The 19716-nt window shown below is 55.8% G+C and carries 13 protein-coding genes; 10 read left to right on the forward strand and 3 right to left on the reverse strand.

The window, feature by feature from the left end; genetic code table 11:
• Positions 1-53: 53 nt before the first annotated feature.
• The 3 genes from B2R17_RS03750 to B2R17_RS03760 all read right to left on the reverse strand — a co-directional run bounded on the left by B2R17_RS03750 (position 54) and on the right by B2R17_RS03760 (position 2117).
• Entirely contained in the window at positions 54-374 is a 321-nt protein-coding gene (locus tag B2R17_RS03750; RefSeq protein ID WP_286762936.1) for a hypothetical protein, read from the reverse strand.
• A 403-nt stretch (positions 375-777) separates the two neighbouring features.
• Entirely contained in the window at positions 778-1656 is an 879-nt protein-coding gene (locus B2R17_RS03755) for a hypothetical protein (RefSeq protein WP_286762911.1), read from the reverse strand.
• Between the two features lie 47 nt (positions 1657-1703).
• Entirely contained in the window at positions 1704-2117 is a 414-nt protein-coding gene (locus B2R17_RS03760; RefSeq protein WP_007329060.1) for a hypothetical protein, read from the reverse strand.
• A 186-nt stretch (positions 2118-2303) separates the two neighbouring features.
• Here B2R17_RS03760 and B2R17_RS03765 point away from each other — a divergent pair, with 186 nt between their 5' ends.
• The 10 genes from B2R17_RS03765 (at position 2304) to B2R17_RS03810 (ending at position 19697) form a co-directional block, all read left to right on the forward strand.
• Positions 2304-3242, forward strand: coding sequence for an anti-sigma factor family protein (locus tag B2R17_RS03765; protein WP_007329059.1), 939 nt, complete (start codon positions 2304-2306; stop codon positions 3240-3242).
• A gap of 10 nt (positions 3243-3252) precedes the next feature.
• On the forward strand, positions 3253-5580 hold the full coding sequence (locus B2R17_RS03770) for an efflux RND transporter periplasmic adaptor subunit (RefSeq protein ID WP_286762912.1): 2328 nt from the start codon (positions 3253-3255) through the stop codon (positions 5578-5580).
• 15 nt (positions 5581-5595) lie between these two features.
• Entirely contained in the window at positions 5596-9573 is a 3978-nt protein-coding gene (locus B2R17_RS03775) for an efflux RND transporter permease subunit (protein WP_286762913.1), read from the forward strand.
• Between the two features lie 770 nt (positions 9574-10343).
• A complete protein-coding gene (locus B2R17_RS03780; RefSeq protein WP_286762914.1) occupies positions 10344-12035 on the forward strand; it encodes an efflux RND transporter periplasmic adaptor subunit in 1692 nt (563 codons plus the stop codon).
• Positions 12036-12047: 12 nt separating this feature from the next.
• Positions 12048-15284 (forward strand): efflux RND transporter permease subunit, encoded by a 3237-nt coding sequence (locus B2R17_RS03785; RefSeq protein ID WP_286762915.1) that lies wholly within the window; start codon positions 12048-12050, stop codon positions 15282-15284.
• 33 nt (positions 15285-15317) lie between these two features.
• The gene (locus B2R17_RS03790; RefSeq protein WP_007325969.1) at positions 15318-15686 is read left to right on the forward strand and encodes a hypothetical protein; all 369 of its coding nucleotides are present in this window, start codon (positions 15318-15320) and stop codon (positions 15684-15686) included.
• A 464-nt stretch (positions 15687-16150) separates the two neighbouring features.
• Complete coding sequence (locus tag B2R17_RS03795) at positions 16151-16507, forward strand: heavy-metal-associated domain-containing protein (RefSeq protein WP_286762916.1); 357 nt, start codon at positions 16151-16153, stop codon at positions 16505-16507.
• A 536-nt stretch (positions 16508-17043) separates the two neighbouring features.
• Positions 17044-17475, forward strand: coding sequence for a hypothetical protein (locus B2R17_RS03800; RefSeq protein WP_234952465.1), 432 nt, complete (start codon positions 17044-17046; stop codon positions 17473-17475).
• A 119-nt stretch (positions 17476-17594) separates the two neighbouring features.
• A complete protein-coding gene (locus B2R17_RS03805) occupies positions 17595-18983 on the forward strand; it encodes a PP2C family protein-serine/threonine phosphatase (protein WP_234952466.1) in 1389 nt (462 codons plus the stop codon).
• Positions 18984-19247: 264 nt separating this feature from the next.
• Positions 19248-19697, forward strand: coding sequence for a thioredoxin family protein (locus B2R17_RS03810; protein ID WP_233215155.1), 450 nt, complete (start codon positions 19248-19250; stop codon positions 19695-19697).
• Positions 19698-19716: the final 19 nt, after the last annotated feature.

Consider the following 19716-nt stretch of genomic DNA (forward strand, 5'->3'; position numbering starts at 1 on the left):
TCGACTTTGGTGGAACCATCGGGAGCGACGAGCACTTGAATGATCTTCATGGCTCAGGCTCCCAGTTGGATCGACAGCTGGATGTTGCCATCACGGAGCGGTCGCTCAGTAACGAAGTATCCTTTGCGGCGAGCTTCCAGCTTGGTCTTCTCGACGGCGTAGGCCTGCAAGAACTGATCAAGCTCTTTCTGGTTACCCCAATAGCCCTGGTAGTTGTCAAACTTCGACTCCCCGGTCTTCAGATCGAAGACGACCGGGTACCGCCACTTGGGAAGCCGAACGGCTAACCCGCAAACGGTCTGACTGAACAGCTTCACTTCACCCTCGACCGGCTCATCCAAGCCCAGTCGATCGCAAGCCTTCCGGACCGCCACTGCATCCAGAACGTGCGTCTCTATCACTACCGTGTGCGACACTGATTCAATCTCCCTGCGTACAAAAGTGCTGGTGGCAACGCTGCCACCTTCATCTCTATGTAGCGCACATCCTCGGCAGATTTAGCAAGTTGGCAGGCAGTTGAAGCCAATCGCCGAATGCGTGCATCGTTTCGTTGGACCGGTCGATGCTTGGGCTATGAGGGCAGGGGCGAGATATGTTCGTTTCTAGGTCTCTGCGGCCCTGAGGCGACGAACGTCTGACTCGCCCAGACGGAAAAAAGCGTTTTGCACGGCAAAACGCTGATTGCTTGAGACGAACGGTTGAAAAGTGCTCATCTACGCCGAGACCGCCTGAGAGCATCAAGCAATGCGATTTGGAGTGAAGAATACTTGCCGACCGCTAGAAAGCGGGTGGTGTGATGCCTTTGGCTTTCAGGGCGGCGAGGTATTTTTCGGGGTCGGCGACTAGCTTTTTGGCGCAGCCAGGGCAGCAGATGTAGACGGCTTTTCCGTTGACGTTGACCTTACCTGGGACGCCCATGCCGCCCAGCGGTTCGTCCATCACGGGACACGTCTTCTGTGCGGCGATGGCGGCGGCGTCGGCGAGCGTGGATTTAAAGACGCCCTCGCGCACCTGTTCGCCCTCGGCGGTGTAGTACTTGGTGAGGTACTGATCGGGTGAGGCTTCGACTTTCTTTGTGCAGCCCGCACAGCAGACGAAGAGTGACTTGTCACCGATTGTAATTTTGGGTGGCTTGCCCATCGAGCCGAGCGGTTGACCGCTGACGGGACAGGTTGCTTGCAGGCTGATAAGCAGTTCGTCGGAGAGCTTGCTGCTGGCGAGCTTGCCTATCGTATGAAAGATCAGAGGCTGGCTTCCGACATTAGTTATCTCGACATTCATATGCAACGTTTGGTCGACGACCTTGGAAAGGTCGACACCAACTCCAACCGCGAGATTCTTGAGCGTTTTGAGTTGGTAGGTGTATTCCTTCTCGCTGTCGCCGACTCGCAGTTTCAGTGTGCCAGTCGCGTCGGGCGGGGCGATCGGTTGATCGTTCTTGCCAAGGATCATGAACATAATGCCCTTTTCGGCGATCACTGTTTCAATGCGATGGTCGCCGACGGCTTGCAGGGTGCCGCCGTGCGGGCCAGTCGCCGCAGTGGCGTGGCTGTGTGCCGCATGGTCGTGCCCGGAGTGGACGTCCTGTGCGGTTGCGAATTGGGGCGACACAAACAGTGTGGCCGCGATAAATGCAGTGAGATTGCGAAAATTCATTGATATGGTTCCTTGAAAAAGCGTTCGTGCAGGGTGATGAATACGGGTTACTGATTCAATTTGGCGAGGTATTTGTCTGGGTCGGCAAGCAGTTTGTCTTTGCAGCCGTCGCAGCAAATCCACACCGACTTGCCATCCACATCGACCTTTTCGGGTGCTCCCATCGTTCCCAGCATCTCGCCGCTGACAGGGCACATGTGTTGGGCCATGGCGGACTTGTAGTCTTCCGGCGAAAGTTCTTTCAAACCGGGCATCATCTTGGCCATCGGCGAATCAACATCGACGGTTGTATGGTCGCCGTGATCGTGCTGGCTGTGGTCGTGGTCAGAATGATCGTCGGATATGCCACTGGCGGGAGCGGCCGGCGATGCGACGGGATCGGACTCCGGCGATGAGCATCCGTAGACGCCGATGGCGAGGAGCCCGGCTAGAAGCACGGGCACTATTTGTTTCGTTTTCATGTATTTGTCTTCGCAAAACTGGAAGGACGGACATCGGGTGGAACGTGCATTTCGATGCCTCGGGCGTGACTTTCTTCACGCGTCGCCGAAAGAATTCTCTTTTTCGGTCGAAACGGTGAAGAAAAAGGAAGGTCGCACATCCAAAACACTGAACAAGAGAAAGGTCCTCTGGAAAGCGAGCGGGTCATGTCAACAAACGATTGCCAAACAGTGCAGCGTTATCTGTCGGCTTACCACGACGGCGAGGTGTCGGCTGCGCAGAACGAGGCGATCGCGAAGCACGTCAAATCGTGTTCCGCGTGTGAGGCGGAACTGACCTCGTTCGAGTCACTTGGGGCGGCTCTCGATCAGTCGCCCGTGCCGGCCAAGCCGTCGGATCTGTGGCAGCGAATCGAACGTACGCTGCCAACCTTGGCCGAACCGGTGACCTTGTCGCGACGGCCAGTAATGCTGGCAGGACGGTTCGTAACTTGGGTTCGCGAGTCACCCTACGGAGCGGGCTTGGTGTCGATGGCAGCGTCGGTTTTGGTGCTATTGGGTGCGGGGCTGTGGTATGGGGGCGACAGAAACCACGACATGGCTGGCGGGGGAGCGATGGCGATGCGTGGCAGCGATGGTCATTCGCACGAGGGCGAAGAAGCGATGTCGGCGGAGCACATGATCGAGTTTGCCGGCGTGATGAATGACTATTTGCAGAAATTGCCCAACGACCCTGACGCTGCGGAACAGATGCTGCTGTCGAAGTATGGCGGCGAGACGGTCGATTCCGACGGGGCAGTCAAGTTGGTCGGCTATCGTCCGATCGTTGCGAGTGAGTTGCCAGCTGGCTATACGCTATCGTCGACCACCGTATTAAAGATGCCTTGCTGCACATGCGTGAAAGCGGTCTGCAAGCGGAACGACGGTTCGACCTTGGTCCTGTTTGAGCACGACGACGAAGAGGCGGCATGGTTTGGCGATCGGCCATCAAACATGGCGATGTGCGGAGACAAAGACTGCTGTCTCGTCGATCTCGATTCCAGTATCGCTGCAACTTGGAAACAAGGTTCCCGCAGCGTCACGGCGGTTGGCGTCCGCGATCAAGAGGAAGTGGCGACGCTAGTGAAATGGTTGGGCAAATCTTAGGACGGTCAGCATGAACGAATTTTTCAATCAACACCGTGGCAAGCTTTGGATCGCACAAGCGATTGCGTTCGTACTGATCGGCGTGATTGTTGCTTCTTGGTTTGACAGCAGGCCAGAACGAGCGAACGCGCCGGCGACTTCGGCGATGTCCAGTTCAGGCGAGGCGGAGAACAAGCCGACGATCTGGACTTGCAGCATGCATCCGCAAATCCGACGCGACGGTCCGGGAAGTTGCCCCATCTGCGGGATGGATTTGGTGCCGGTCAAGGAATCTGCCGGCGGCGTACGGACGGTGTCGATCAGCCCCGAGATCAAGAGCCTAATGAACGTTCAGGTCAGCCCCGTGCGTCGGCAATACGTGACGGCCGATGTTCGGATGGTGGGCAAGATCGAGTACGACGAAACACGACTTGCCCACATCACGGCTTGGGTTCCCGGCAGGCTCGAACGCATGTTCGTTGACTATACGGGCGTCGAAGTCAACAAGGGCGACCACATGGTGCAAATCTACAGCGAGGCACTCTACACCGCACAGGAAGAGTTGCTTGCCGCCACTCGGCGGGACCGGCCGCAAAGCTCATCGCGTTTCATCGAACCACTCGATCTTGCCGAATCCGCTCGCGAGAAATTGCGGTTGCTGGGACTGACGCCAGAACAGATTCAGACAATCGAGCAACGTGGTAAGTCATCCGAAACCGTAACGATCTATTCGCCGGTCGGCGGCGTGGTCGTCGGCAAGTTGAAACAAGAAGGTGATCGCGTACAGACCGGCGACCGCATCTACACTGTCGCTGATTTGAACCACTTGTGGGTTCAAATGGATGCTTACGAATCGGACCTAGCTTGGTTGCGATACGGGCAAGACGTCGAGTTCACGACCGAAGCTTATCCGGGCGAGGTTTTTCACGGACGCATCGCGTTCATCGACCCGGTGTTGAACGAAGATACGCGAACAGTGAAGGTTCGCGTGAACGTCAGCAACGATGACGGCCGACTGAAGCCGGAGATGTTCGTGCGGGCGATCGTGAAGAGCAACGTCGCGGCGGGCGGCCGAGTGCTTGATGCGTCGTTAGCTGGAAAGTGGATCAGCCCGATGCATCCCGAGATCGTGAAAGATCAACCGGGCGACTGCGACATTTGCGGGATGCCATTGGTACGGGCCGAATCATTGGGCTATGTCACTGCGGAACCGACCGATGCTGCGAAGCCGTTGATCGTACCGACGTCAGCGGTGTTGCTAACCGGCACACGAGCGATCGTCTACGTTCAGATTCCCGACGCAGACAAGCCGACTTATGAAGGTCGGGAGATTGTGATCGGTCCGCGAGCAGGTGAATTCTATCTGGTGAAGTCCGGTCTCAACGAAGGCGACCTCGTTGTGACCAACGGAAACTTCAAGCTCGACAGTGCGCTGCAGATTTCTGCGAAGCCCTCGATGATGACACCTCAAGGTGGCGGCGGCGGTGGACACAACCACGGCGGTATGGAAATGCCAAAGGCAGACGAAGGTGTCACGATGAACGCGAGTCCGATGGAGTTGGTGCCAGCGGTACGTGATGCGATGCAAGGCATTGTTGAGCAATACAAAACGATTCAAGAAAAGGTCGAAGCAGCGAACCTCGCAGAGATTCGTGCCGGCTACGACGAACTGGGTAAAGCGGTCGAGGCGTTGCCAGCAGACTTGATCGGCCCCGACATGCGACCGCAATGGTTCGAGATTGCGATGTTATTGCGGAACGACGTCACCGAAGGCCGTGAGACCAATTCCATGCGTGAAGCCGATCGGGTGTTCGCGTTGACTCGCCAGCACGTCGATCAAATGAAGGCGCAATTCCCGTTGCCGATGTCTCACGATGAAATGCAGATGCCAGCGATGGCGAACATGGATGCTCCGCCAGAAGTGACCCAGCAATTAGACGGCTTTGTCGGTCCTTATTTGGGACTTGGTAAGGCGCTCGCGGCCGACGATCTGGAGGGTGCGAAGCAAGCCGTCGAGCCGTTGCATCAGCGATTGGCTTCATTGCTGCCGATCGTCTCTGAGTCCAAAGCGGTCGAAATGTGGAACAAAGAGAAACGCGACTTGTCCGAGATCGTCGCAAGAATGCAGAAAGCAAGCGACCTCGCCGCCTTGCGGAGCGGATTCGCGTTGCTGTCTGAGCAGATGCTGAGCCTGGAGCGGATGTTCGGCCTTCCCACCGACGCGGCTCTTTACGAACTGCATTGCCCGATGGCGTTTGAGGGACGTGGTGCATCTTGGATTCAGTCCGACGATGCAGTTCGCAATCCGTACTACGGCCCGTCGATGCTGAAGTGTGCCGACAAAGTCGAAAAGTTGTAGGCCAAGTAATTCAACATGACTGACAACGATGAAACCATTGAATACGCAAAACGCTCGATCCTCGGCCGGCTGATCTGGTTCTGCTTGACCAACAAGCTCGTTGTCCTGTTGCTGGTCATTGCCACGCTAGGCTGGGGCGTCATGGTCGCGCCGTTTGACTGGGACACCGGCGTGTTGCCTCGCGATCCCGTGCCGGTCGACGCGATTCCCGACATTGGCGAGAACCAACAAATTGTGTTCACGCAGTGGATGGGTCGCAGCCCACAGGACGTCGAGGACCAGATCGGTTATCCGTTGACGGTTGCGCTGTTGGGCATTCCCGAAGTCAAGACGATCCGCAGCTATTCGATGTTCGGCTTCTCGTCGATTTACATCATCTTCGGCGAAGACGCAGACTTCTATTGGTCGCGAACGCGAGTGCTGGAAAAGCTGAACAGCTTGCCCGCCGGTACCTTGCCCGATGGCGTGCAACCGACTCTCGGACCCGACGCAACAGCATTGGGGCAAATTTATCTTTACACACTCGAAGGCCGTGATCCTGATGGCAAGCCGACGGGTGGTTGGGACTTGCGAGAGCTGCGAACGATTCAGGACTACTACGTTCGCTACTCTTTGACTTCAGCGGAAGGGATCAGTGAAGTCGCGTCGATCGGCGGATTCGTTCAGGAATACCAAATCGACGTTGATCCCGATGCGATGCGGGCCGCTGGAGTGACGCTTGCGATGGTGTTCGAGTCGATCCGCATGACGAACGTTGATGTCGGTGCTCGGACGATCGAACTGAACAAGGCGGAATACGTCATCCGCGGTCTCGGCTTCATCGAGGATATCGAAGACATCGAGAAGACGGTCGTAAAAGTGACGGACAACGTGCCGATCACGGTGGCCGACGTAGCCAACGTTTCGCTTGGACCGGCATTACGGCGTGGTGCGCTCGACAAGGCCGGTGCGGAAGCCGTCGGCGGAGTCGCGGTGGTACGCTACGGATACAACCCGCTGGCAGCGATCAAGAACATCAAACAGCGTATCAAGGAAGTTTCGCCGGGTCTGCCGACGAAGGTGCTTGTCGATTACACAAAGACGTCGGCCGATGAAGTTGATCTCTACGCCGACCGGCATGACCTGGAACCGATCACGGGAGCGACGGCCAGTAGTGATGCTTGGGTGAAGCATCTTCGTGGCATGCCTCAAGAACAGTGGCCGACGTGGATCACGACCAGTCAAGTCGCGGTCGTGCCCTTCTACGATCGCACGGGGTTGATCTACGAGACGCTGGGCACGTTGAACACAGCGCTGTTTGAAGAAATCCTCGTGACAATCATCGTGATCCTGGTGATGGTCGTCCACCTACGCAGCTCATTTCTTATTAGTGCGCTACTACCGCTGGCCGTTTTGATGTGCTTCATCGCCATGAAGACGTTTGGCGTGGACGCAAACATCGTGGCGTTGTCTGGCATCGCGATTGCGATCGGGACGATGGTCGATATGGGGATTATTCTCACCGAGAACATTCTCAAATACCTGGATGAAGCTGCGCCCGAAGACGACAAGTTGACGGTGATCTTCAAAGCGGCTCACGAAGTCGCCGGTGCGGTGCTGACCGCCGTGACAACGACCGTGGTCAGTTTTCTGCCAGTATTCACGATGATCGGTGCGGAAGGAAAGCTGTTTCGTCCGCTCGCATTCACCAAGACGTTTGCACTCACGGCATCCGTCATTGTGGCGCTGACAATCATTCCGCCAGCCGCCCACGTGTTGATGGGCGGGCGCATTGAGTCAAAGAGTTTGCGTCGTGGGGCTTGGTTCGCGTTACTGATTCTCGGTATTGCGGCGTCGATGATGTTGACGTGGTGGGTCGGTGCAATCTTGATCGTGCTGTCCGCATACAAACTGTACGAAGAACGGATTCCTGAGCGTTACCACCGTTTCGGACCGTACGCGGCCAGTGCACTCGCGGCGATAGTCGTCGGTGTTCTGCTGACGCAGGAGTGGTTGCCGCTGGGACCGCAGAAAGGTTTGCTACTGAATTTGCTGTTCGTCGGCGGATTGATTGGCGGCATCCTCGGCTTCTTTACTGTCTTTCAACGATTCCTGTACGAACCGATCCTGCGTTGGTGCCTGAATCACAAGCTCGCGTTTCTCTGCTTGCCAACTGCGATCCTGTTGTTCGGTGGATCGGCTTGGTTGGGTTTCGACAAGGTCTTTGGTTTCGTTCCCAAGGCGTTCTCGATGGTTGGCATTTCAGATTCGACTGTTCGGGAGTCCGGTCCTTGGAGAACAGCAACCAACGTGCTACCGGGACTCGGCAAAGAATTCATGCCGCCGCTCGACGAAGGCTCGTTCCTCTACATGCCCACCACGATGCCGCACGCTTCGATCGGTGAAGCGATGGACGTGTTGCAGTTGCAGAACCAACTGCTCGTCTCGATCCCCGAAGTCGAATCGGTCGTCGGTAAGATTGGTCGCGCCGACACTCCGCTTGATCCGGCACCCGTGTCGATGATCGAAACCTACATCACCTACAAGTCGGAATACAAAACCGACGAAGACGGTCACCGGCTGAACTTCCGCTATGACACGGAAGCAAACGAGTATATCCGCGACGACGACGGTGAGCTGATCCTTGATCCCACCGGTCGTCCGTTCCGGCAATGGCGAGACGAAATACGCACGCCTGACGACATTTGGCAAGCCATCACGACGGCGGCCCAGATTCCAGGCACGACGTCCGCTCCTAAACTGCAACCGATCGCGGCTCGGATCGTGATGCTGCAGAGCGGCATGCGTGCGCCGATGGGGATGAAGGTGAAAGGCCCGGACCTGGAAACGATCGAGCGGGTTGCCTTGGAATTGGAATCGCTGTTGAAGCAAATTCCAACGGTCCAATCGTCAGCCGTCATCGCTGACCGCATCGTCGGCAAGCCGTACTTGGAGATCGACATCGACCGCGATGCGATCAAGAGATACGGACTGCATATTCGCAGCGTGCAGGACGTGATCGAGGTTGCGATTGGCGGCCGGCAGATTACGAAGACAGTCGAAGGCCGTGAGCGTTTCCCAGTGCGAGTTCGTTACGCCCGCGAACTGCGGGACGATCTCGAATCGCTCGAACGGATTCTGGTCCCAACGCCGATGGGATCGCAGATTCCGCTCGGACAACTCGCAGACATTCGTTACACGCGCGGCCCGCAGGTCATCAAGAGCGAAGACACGTTCTTGCTCGGATACGTGCTATTCGACAAGAAGCCCGGTGAGGCGGAAGTCGACGTTGTCGAAGATGCTCAAGCGTTCCTGCAATCGAAAATCGACTCGGGCGAGTTCACGCTGCCAGCCGGAGTCACCTACACGTTCGCGGGCAACTACGAAAACCAAATCCGATCGCAAAAAACGTTGGCAATCGTTTTGCCACTCGCGCTCGGGATCATCTTCTTGATTCTGTACCTGCAATTCAAATCAGCCATCACAACATCGCTAGTCTTCAGTGGCATTCTGATCGCGTGGGCGGGCGGTTTCATCATGCTGTGGTTGTACGGGACCGAATGGTTCCTCGATTTCAGTTTAATCGGCACAAACATGCGTGAGCTGTTCCAAGTCAAAACGATTAACCTCAGTGTCGCGGTCTGGGTCGGATTCCTAGCCCTGTTCGGTATCGCCAGCGACGACGGCGTCGTGATCGCATCGTACCTTGACGAAAGCTTCCGCAAGGATCGCATCGAGAACGCCCAGCACGCTCGCGAAGCCACTGTGGCTGCGGGTCTGCGTCGCGTTCGACCGTGTTTAATGACCACGGCGACGACAATCCTGGCATTGATTCCAATCCTGACATCGACCGGCCGTGGCAGCGACATTATGGTGCCGATGGCGATCCCCAGCTTCGGCGGCATGGTCATCGCAATCATCACGATGTTCATCGTGCCGGTTTTGTATTGCAGTGCGATGGAGTGGAAACTGCGGCTGGGTATCCGAGACGAACGCTTTGCGAAGGACGCTTGAGGGAAGATGGGGAGTGAAGCTGGGTTAATCAGACTCCCAAGTGGGCGTGTTGGTATGCGAATTGCTTGATTTGCGGCTGGCCATGCAAGAATGACAGAACAACGCGGCAAGCATTTGCCGATAAACTGGACTGGTCGCAAGGCTAGTTGTAGCCTACAATCTTTTTGATGGCCTACCTATTAAGAAGAACCAACTGACACGATGTTTCGGCTGCTTTTCCTATCGTTTATCGCACTGCGAGTTGTCGCGTGCCCGGTCTGTTGCCAGGGTGCGTTTGACAATCGTTTTGTAAGCGATGTGGCAGTTGTGCATCATTCTTGCGGTTGTTCTGGTGAACAGAACGCGACTTGCGATGACGATGGCGTTCCACCAGCGAAATCACCCTGTCCTTGCGAGACGGGATGCGACTGTCAAGTCACGGCTGAGCTGAGCCATCGGACGATTGTCGAATTTCAGCTCGCCGTGGATCTCGCTCCGCTGAGTTTGGAGACGCTTGATCTCTCGGAGGTCTTGGTTTCTCGATTCGAGCATCAGCCTCGTTCATTCGATCTCTTGACGGGTCGCTCGGTGCGCGTTGCGCACTCTTCTTGGCTGCTCTAAGCCGCGACTAGGTCTCTTCGTCTGCTGACCGGCGAACTCGGTTTGTAATTCCGGCTACGGATTTGCTTGCTCGGATTCTAGCTTCTGGTTGGCGGCGATTCTGGTCGTTGTATGCGCTCGCGGTTGTTGCGTGCGCTGTTTAAACCGTCTTTAGCCAGCAAGGTTTTCCAATGAGTCATCCGATTGCCGATGCGCCGAGAAAAAGTCCTCGGCAAGAACCCGTGGAGCCGTCCGTCAATGGACACAAGGTCCCCGCCGCCGAAACTGAAATCACACAGGACGCAAAGTCGAAACCCCGCAGTCCCATTCGCCGCGGCATCTCGTTGGTGCTCGGCAGTATCGGACCGACCTTGGTTCTGGCCGGGTTCGCTGCCGTGTTTTGGTATGGGCATCACAACGATTGGCGGATTCCCAATTTCGCCGCGTTAACCGGTGGTGTCGAGCCGGTTGTCAATGATTGGTGTGAAGAACATGGGGTGCCGGAGTCCATTTGTGTCGAGTGTGATCCGACGTTGATGGCCAAGGGGCCTGACTACGGTTGGTGCAGCGTCCACGGCGTCCACAACTGCACGCTCGACCATCCCGATGTTGCCCAACTCAAAGAAACCCCCACTGTTCCGGTCGAAGATTTAGAACGTGCGGCTCGTGCATTGGCGATTGCGCATCGCAAAGAAAACAACAGCGCTTGTGAGGTCTACCAGACACGCATCCAGTTTGCTTCGGTCGAGTCGGTTCAACAGGCTGGCGTCGATGTTGAATTGGTCGAGCGTGCCCCGATCACCGAGTCGATCGTCGGCAATGGCGAAATTATCTACGATCCAACGCGACAGGCGAGCATGGCGTCGCGGGTGCCGGGAAGCGTTTGGAAGGTCACCAAGAACGTGGGCGATCCGGTGGAGGTTGGTGAAGTTCTGGCGGTGATAGATGCGGCGGGAGTTGGAGAGATCAAAACGGCCTTACTGCGGGCGCTGGCGGAACAAAAACTGCAACAGCAAAACGTTTCGCGATTGAGCAGCGCTCGCGCCGCGATTGCTGGTTCCCGAATTTTGGATGCGAACGCGGCGTTGGCGAAAGCTCAGGCGGACGTCTTGGCGGCGGAGCAATCGCTGCGGAATTTGGGACTGCCCGCCGAAGTCGGTGAGTTGCAGGGCTTATCAGAACAACAGGTGCTCGATCGCTTGCGATTGCTGGGAATTCCGGACGAGCTTCGGGCGCAGTTGAACAGTCGAACCGTCACGTCAAACCTGCTGCCGATTCGATCGCCAATCCAAGGTGTCGTGGTTCAGCGGAGTGTTTCCGCGGGCGAAGTCGTTGATCCGACGCGGATTCTCTTTCAAGTTGCCGACGTTCGCCAAATGTGGTTGACGTTGAACATTCCGCTAGAAAGCTCCGAGCAGTTGGCGATCGGTCAGCCTGTCGAGTTTCGCGCCGACGGGAGCCGCGAAGTCGTCAGCGGAACGTTGGATTGGATTAGCACTTCGGCAGACAACACGACACGGATGTTGCAGGTTCGAGCCGTGTTGGATAACTCGGACGGACGCCTTCGCAACGAGACCTTTGGGATGGGCGAAGTGATCCTGCGGAAAGAGTCTGACGCGATTGTGATCCCAACCGGTTCGTCTCACTGGGAAGGTTGTTGCCAAGTCGTCTTTGTTCGCGACAAGGACTACTTCGCCAGCCCCGAAAGCTACAAGGTTTTCCATGTCCGCTCGGTTCGATTGGGAGCGGTCAATGGCGATGTGACAGAGATCATTTCGGGTGTGTTACCGGGCGAAGTGATCGCGACTGACGGCAGCGACGTGCTGCGGGCACAACTTCTCAAGAACAACCTTGGTGCAGGCTGCGACTGCGTCGCCGAATAAAGGATTGCACGGATGCTAAACTACTTAATTGACTTCTCGCTCAAACACCGCGCGTTGGTCATCTTGGCCGCGCTGTTGTTCGCTGGCGTTGGTGCGTTCTCGCTACAGCAACTCGACATTGACGCGTTCCCGGATACGACTCCGGTTCAGATTCAAATCAACACGGTCGCCCCTTCGCTCGCGTCCGAAGAGATCGAGCGCCAGATTACGTTTCCGGTCGAGCAAGCAATCAGCGGATTGCCTGGTCTGCATGAGTTACGTTCGATTTCAAAGTTCGGCCTGTCTCAAGTCGTCGTGATCTTTGACGATGGCATCGATATCTACTTCGCCCGACAACTGATCAACGAACGGCTTTCTACTGTCGAGTTGCCCGATGGAATTCAACGACCGCAGATGGGGCCGGTTTCGACGGGACTGGGCGAAGTTTTTCATTATGTCCTGGTTTACGACGGCGTTGATTTTTCCAAGGTCGCACAACAAGAACGCATCAAGCGGATGACGGAATTGCGGACGATCCACGACTGGGTGGTGAAGCCCCAATTGCGTTCGGTACGCGGCGTTGCGGAGGTCAATAGTTGGGGTGGATACGAGAAACAGTATCAGATTCGACTGCAACCGGACTTGTTGGTGAAGTATGGACTGACGTTCGAGCAAGTTAGCGAAGCCATCGAAGCGAACAACGAAAATGTTGGTGGCGGAACGGTTACCGATGGCAGCGAAATGTTACTGGTCCACGGCGTCGGTCGAACGGTTAATCTGGAAGAGATCAAGGATGTCGTGATCACCGCGAAGGACGGCGTACCGATTCGTATTCGCGATGTGGCGGAGGTGCAGATCGGACACGAAATCCGGCGTGGGGCGGTCACGGCGAATGGACGTGGCGAGGCGGTTTTGGGACTGGGGTTCATGCTGATGGGCGAAAACAGTCATGATGTGACTTGGGCCATCAAAGAAAAGATCGCCAGCATTCAAGAGACCCTCCCAGCGGGCGTTCGGATCCAAACGGTTTACGACCGCACCGAATTGATCGATCACGTGATTCACACCGTTCAAAAGAATCTCTTTGAAGGTGGCCTGCTGGTGATCGCGGTATTGTTCATCTTTCTTGGGAATCTGCGAGCGGGTTTGATCGTCGCGGCAGCGATCCCATTGTCGATGCTGTTTGCATTTTCGGGGATGTTGAAGTTCGGCATCGCCGCCAGTCTGCTCAGTCTCGGCGCTATCGACTTTGGGTTGGTCGTCGATAGCTCGGTCGTAATGATCGAGAACTGCGTGAGGCATCTGGCTCACAACCGGGACGGCAAAAGTCGACTGGAGATCATTCGCGAGGCGGCCATCGAGGTTCGCAAGCCGACGATGTTTGGCGAGCTAATCATCATGATTGTCTATCTGCCGATCCTGACGCTCGAAGGGATCGAAGGCAAACTGTTTCGACCGATGGCGATCACCGTCATCATGGCCTTGGCCGGTTCGATGGTCCTGTCGCTCACCCTGATGCCGGTTTTGGCCAGTCTGTTCTTGCCGAAGAACGTCCAAGAGAAAGAGCCGTTGTTGATCCGCGTGCTCAAGCGACTTTATGCACCGGTTCTTCGGTTCACGATGCACCACAAGACCTTTGTGATTGGTGCGGCATTGTTGTTGTTGGTCAGCGTGTTTGGCTTGGTGGCACCGAACCTTGGCAGCGAGTTCGTGCCGCGACTTTCCGAAGGTGCGATCACGATCAACGTCGTGCGTCTGGCTGGCACAACGCTGGAAGAATCCATGCGATACAACACGCAAATGGAGCAAGTGCTGCTGGACAAATTTCCTGATGAGGTATCGCAGGTCTGGAGCCGCATCGGTACGGCGGAAGTTGCGACCGATCCGATGGGAACTGAACTGACAGATTTGTTTTTGACCCTGCATCCACGCGAACAATGGACGAGGGCGGAGACGCAGGAAGAATTGGTCATCAAGGTTCAGGAAGAACTTCGAGACTTGCCCGGCCCTCGACTGGCGATGTCACAGCCAATTGAGATGCGAATGAACGAAATGATTTCGGGGGTTCGGTCGGACGTCGCGGCGATTCTCTATGGCGATGACCTCGATTTGATGGTCGACAAGGCAAGTGAGATCGAACGGGCACTCAATGCCATTCCCGGCAGTGAAGACGTCAAGGTCGAACAGGTGTCTGGTCAGCCGGTTTTGCAGATTCGTGTCAAACAAGACGAGATTGCACGCTACGGGGTATCGGCCAGCACGATCATGAATCTTGTGCGTTCGTTAGGCAGCCATCACGTCGGCGAAGTGTACGAAGGGCAATTGCGTTTCCCACTGATTATTCGCTTGCCGGAAAAGACGCGAGCTAACCCAGACGCGATCCGTCAAATTTTAGTGGCGACGCCTTCGGGTGAACGCATCCCTTTGTCACGCTTGGCCACGATCGAGAAGGTCGAGGGGCCGAACACCATCAAACGCGATTGGTATCAACGGCGAATCACGATCGAAGCGAATGTCCGTGGACGCGATCTGGGTAGTTTTGTCGCTGAAGCTCAACGCACAATTGACGAAAAGGTCCAACTGCCACCGGGACGCTACCGTGTCGAGTGGGGTGGCCAGTTTGAAAATTTGCAACGTGCCCAACTGCGGTTGATGATCGTTGTTCCCATCGCCCTGTTAATGATCCTGTCATTGCTCTACGCGACCTATCGCAACTGGGTGGACTCGTTACGAGTGTTCACCGGCGTTCCCTTCGCTTGGATCGGCGGAGTGTTGGCACTATGGGTTCGCGACATGCCGTTTTCCATTTCGGCTGCCGTTGGATTCATCGCATTGTCCGGCGTTGCAGTGCTGGACGACATGTTGCTGGTTTCAACGATCCGGCAACTCCGGCGGCGTGGTCGCTCACTCGACGAAGCGGTCGAAGAAGCCGCGATGACGCGATTGCGTCCGATCCTAATGACGACGCTCGTCGCCAGCCTTGGTTTCGTGCCGATGGCGTTCAGTACCGGCATGGGCGCCGAGGTGCAGCGACCGTTGGCAACGGTTGTGATCGGCGGCGTGTGTAGCGCAATGATCATGAGCTTGCTCGTTTTGCGAGTGCTCTATGTGGTCTTCAACCTGCCGGTTGAAAAATTTGATGGAGATGGTGGAGATGATGATGGTCATCAACTCAAACCCAACGACCCGACCGACCCAGAGTCGGAGCAGCCTTCGGATTCCGACGAAACGTTTGAATCCCAGAAGCTGCCCGAGCGGCTGACGGTCTAACCCTTGATTCGGCCGAGCCGAAGGAGATTGATTGTGAAGATGAATTGGATGAAAGATTTTCGTGGACTGTCGCTGGCCGGATTGGCCGCTGCCGCCGTGGTGTTTGCCGGTTGCAGCAAGAGCGATGTCGTCACTGAACCCGGTAGTTCCGAACCGGTGGCGGCAACGAATGTGGATCACAGCCACGGCGGTTGGTGGTGCGTCGAGCATGGTGTTCCCGAAGGCGATTGCGCCCTGTGTGACAAAACGCTGGTGTCGAAGTTCAAAGAGGATGGCGACTGGTGTGATGAACACGACCGTCCCGAATCGCAGTGTTTCATTTGCAGCCCCAAGCGTTTCGATAAGTTCGCAGCGACTTACGAAGCCAAGACGGGTCACAAACCACCCCAACCAACAGAGTAAGCATGTCAAGGAAGTCGCCAAAAGGAAACGTGTTGACCCGAGGCTTACAGCGTGTCACGACCATGTCGTTCGCAACGTTTCTGCTCGTTCAGCCCGGTTGCATGTGTGGATGTTCTGCGCCCCACCGGACGGCTTGCATTTCGCAAGCCTGCTGCGATGGCGATTGTTTGCACGTTCCCTCAACAGAGAACCGTGAGGATTCAACCATGCCCTTGGCGAAAGTTGAAACCTCGACCCATCCACGGCGATAGCCATTTGATCGTAGTGGCTGGGGGAAAAACGGTAGCGCATTTGGCCAGCTCGCTAGGTCGCTCGCCCCCAGCCACGTTTTTCAATTTGACCTTATTCCCGTTCACCCATTTCGTCCTCCAAACCAAGGGAGATCGCCATGTGACACCTAGCCCACCATCCGAAAGGACCGACCACTCGAAAGTTTAAGTTTGTTACCTGAAAGGATTCTGAAAATGTACCGTACCCCCCTTTGCCTTACCCTGACGTTCGTTCTCGCCGTTTGCATGACCGCCCAAAGCCGGGTTGCCAATGCTGCCGATGCGGTCGGCGCTTCGACGACCAAAACCACCATCACCTTGAAGGTTCTCACCTGTGAGAGCTGTGCAAAGAAGGTGGCCGCGAAGTTGTCCGCAGTGTCCGGCGTCGGAGGCGTCAAGACCGACGTCAAGTCCAAGACCGCGATCGTCGTCCCCAAGGGCAGCGCGACGCTGTCGCCGCTCCAGTTGTGGGAAGCGATCGAAAAAGCTGGTAAGGAACCCGTGAAGCTCGAAGGCCCGAGCGGAACATACACGTCCAAACCGAAGAAGTAGCCTTCGATTTGGATTGAAACTGTGTGGCCGCTGATGTTGTGGATACCGCAGCATCCGCGGCCTTTCATTGAAGAACCGGGGGAACCAAATATCGACATGCGTTTAATCGTTCTAATTCTTATTGCCTTTTGCGTGCATGGATCAACAGCCATGGCGATCGGCGGTTGCGCATGCCCCGAATGCTGTCATCCGTCCAGCTTCGACTCTCCTGCTGGTTGCGTTTCTTGCGAACAGTGCCCAGAGAAGTGTCCATGTCCATGCCGTTGCGATGTATTTGAGTCAGTTGTCTATTTCTGGAGTCATTCGGACAAAGTACGACTCGATCTTGAAATGGGATCGTTCGCGTCAAAGCCGCTCTCATGGCAACCGATGGGATGTAGCAAACTTCGCAATCCCATGACGAGCATTTCGGAAGATAACGTACGTTATGAGTCGGCAAAGGACGTCTGCTCTCGATTGTCGCGGTATCTGACTTGATGGCTTTCCTGAATCAGAAAGGGCATCTGTCATCATTTACCAAACAAGAAAGCAGTTCAATGAAAACATTACCTCAACGAAGTTATCAATCACCCTCTTTGGTTTGCCCGGACAACGATAACCAAGTAGACGACCGAAAGTCCTTGCTACTCTGTGTCCAAGACGAAACACGCCGTGCCCAGTATGCATGTCAACTCATCGCGGCTGGCTATTTGGTCACCGAATCCGGCGACGGTGTGACGTGCCTTGAGTATTTGCGAACCAACAAGTTCGCGGTCCTTGTGATCGAGATCCATTTGCCATGGGGACAGGGTGACGGCGTGATAGACGTCATGTTCAAGGACGATGTCATCGAGACCATTCCGACCGTTCTGCTGGATTTTCTGCAAGTTTCTTTTTCTGACGATGGTCAAGTCGGGCTTTCCAATCCGCTCAGTGGCGAGGAACTCGTTAGGGTCGTTCATCAACGATTGGCGGGGGTTCAAGGATGAAGACAACATCAAACCGTCCGAGGTGGTCCTTCTCAACCGGGACACTATTGCTTGCCGCCGTCAACGTTCCGCTGGTACTGTTCGTGGCGGTACTTGCTGTACTGGACCATCGAATGGAGATGAAACGCGCTACCAGCGAACGGAGTGAGGCGCTCGACGAGCAAGCATCGCTGATCGGTAGCGCGCTGCTGGCGATGGATCAGCCGCCGAACTCGCAAACGATTCAGCGGTTGCTTGTCGGCAGCCGTTTAGATTCGTCACAACAGAATGGTTCGCCGCGATGGATCAACATTGGCTGGAACGAGCAAGACCTGCAGTACTATGCCGATACCAACGTGAATCTGTTGGCGGATTCGGAATCAGAACACGCGCGGAAATCTTGGGAGAATTCGGATGAATTTGCGGTCGTCGGTCATTTCGCGGCTGGGCCGGTTCGCGTCGAGATTTCTGAAAGAGCGGGCGATGTCCGCCGTGCGATTCGCAGGGAGATCATCATTCACGTGCTGAGTCTGCTTGGCCTTGCCACAATCGCAACCGTCCTGGTGAACCTCGCCCTGGTTCGACTGATTGTTAAGCCAACACGTTTGCTGGTCAACGCCGTGCAGCGGATCAGCGAAGATCGTTTGGCCGTTCCGAGAATTAAATGCCTCAGCCGCGAGTTAAATACTCTTGGCCAATCCATTGCCGAAATGAGCGAATCGCTTGCGAACACGGAGCAAAGGCGGGCCTTGGACATGAGCCGGGCCGAGAGGATACAGAGACATCTTTTGCCGCAGTCGCCGACCGTTCCCGGACTGACAATTTCGACACACTATCAGCCCGCGGAGGACGTTGCTGGAGATATTTACGGAGTCGTCGCAATGCCGGACGATATCTGGCTGATTTACATCACCGATCTTGTTGGCCACGGCATTCCGGCAGCGATGAATGCCTCTATTTTGAAAATGCTATTCGACACGGCGTCGATGCGTGGTGGAAGTCCGGGCGAAGTGCTGCAGCGTGTCAATGTGATGTTGCCCGGCTACCTGATGGACAGTGAATTCGCCACCGCCGCTGTACTGCGTTGGGACCCTGCGACTGGGCGTCTGCAACTCGCCAGCGCGGGACACGAACCCGTCACGTTGCTTTCAAAGGACGGCACCTCGTCACTTGAGTCGACCGGTCTACCCTTGGGAATTGACACTGACTCACGATGGAAGACCACGGAACATTGGCTACAAAAAGGCGACCGGCTGTTGATGGCCACCGATGGTGTGGCCGAGTCGCACAACGTGAATGAGCAACAGTTCGGACGAGGCAGGATCGCGGAGATATTCGCAGGGAGTGTGAATGAACCGCTCGACGATTCCCTAAACCGGCTGGTCGGCGAACTTGGACAGCATGCAGGTAACCTACCGCCGGATGACGATGTAACGATCCTGGCTTTGGAGTGTAATTCGGTCGGTGGACAGCGATTAGAGGTTTCTCATCCGAATCACCTACGGATTGTGCGTGAGGCGGTCGCGTGAGGTGCCAATTGGCGGAGAGAGTCGAGAAAGCGTTGGTCAAGTTTGGTTTTTCGGAGGTCAAGGCGTCATGTGATTGCACTGGCGACGTTGAAATAACCGGAACCGTGGCAAATCCGAACGACAGCGCGCGCTTGCATGTGCGGTCGTTCGTACAACACCCGGTGTCCGCACTTTCTCGGCCAAGATCACAGTGTCGGAAAGTGAGTTCGTTCGAGCTAAGGAAGGCAATCATCGAGTTTCGTGAACCAAATACGAATTAGAAACATGCGAAAAATCTGCCTATTAACGTTTGGCGTCTTGTCGGTTGCGATGTTCGGTTGCGACCGTAGCGAGTCGCCGTCGGCGAACGAGAAAGTTCGACGGAACGGAGTTACCCCCGCCCAGTTGACCGACGCCAACTTTCAACGCGAAGTCATCGAGTCCGAGCTTCCCGTCTTGGTCGACATGTGGGCACCGTGGTGCCAGCCCTGCATCGCCATGAAACCGACGATTCGTGAACTCGCGGCGGAATTATCCGGTGAAGCCAAAGTCGCGGAAGTGAATATCGAGGAAAACCCCTTCATCAAGGAAAAGTACAACATCGACAAATACCCGATGCTGCTGATTTTTGTGGATGGAAAAGAAGCAGAACGTCTGGTCGGGTTGAAATCGAAAAAATATTTGAACGATGCGCTCCAGGTCTACATCCGCGATCAAACGAGAGCCGAGCGATGAGCAACGTCGAGAAGCGTCA

Origin of the sequence: Rhodopirellula sp. UBA1907 (genome assembly GCF_002337565.1) — a bacterium.
Taxonomy (GTDB): Bacteria; Planctomycetota; Planctomycetia; order Pirellulales; family Pirellulaceae; genus Rhodopirellula; species Rhodopirellula europaea.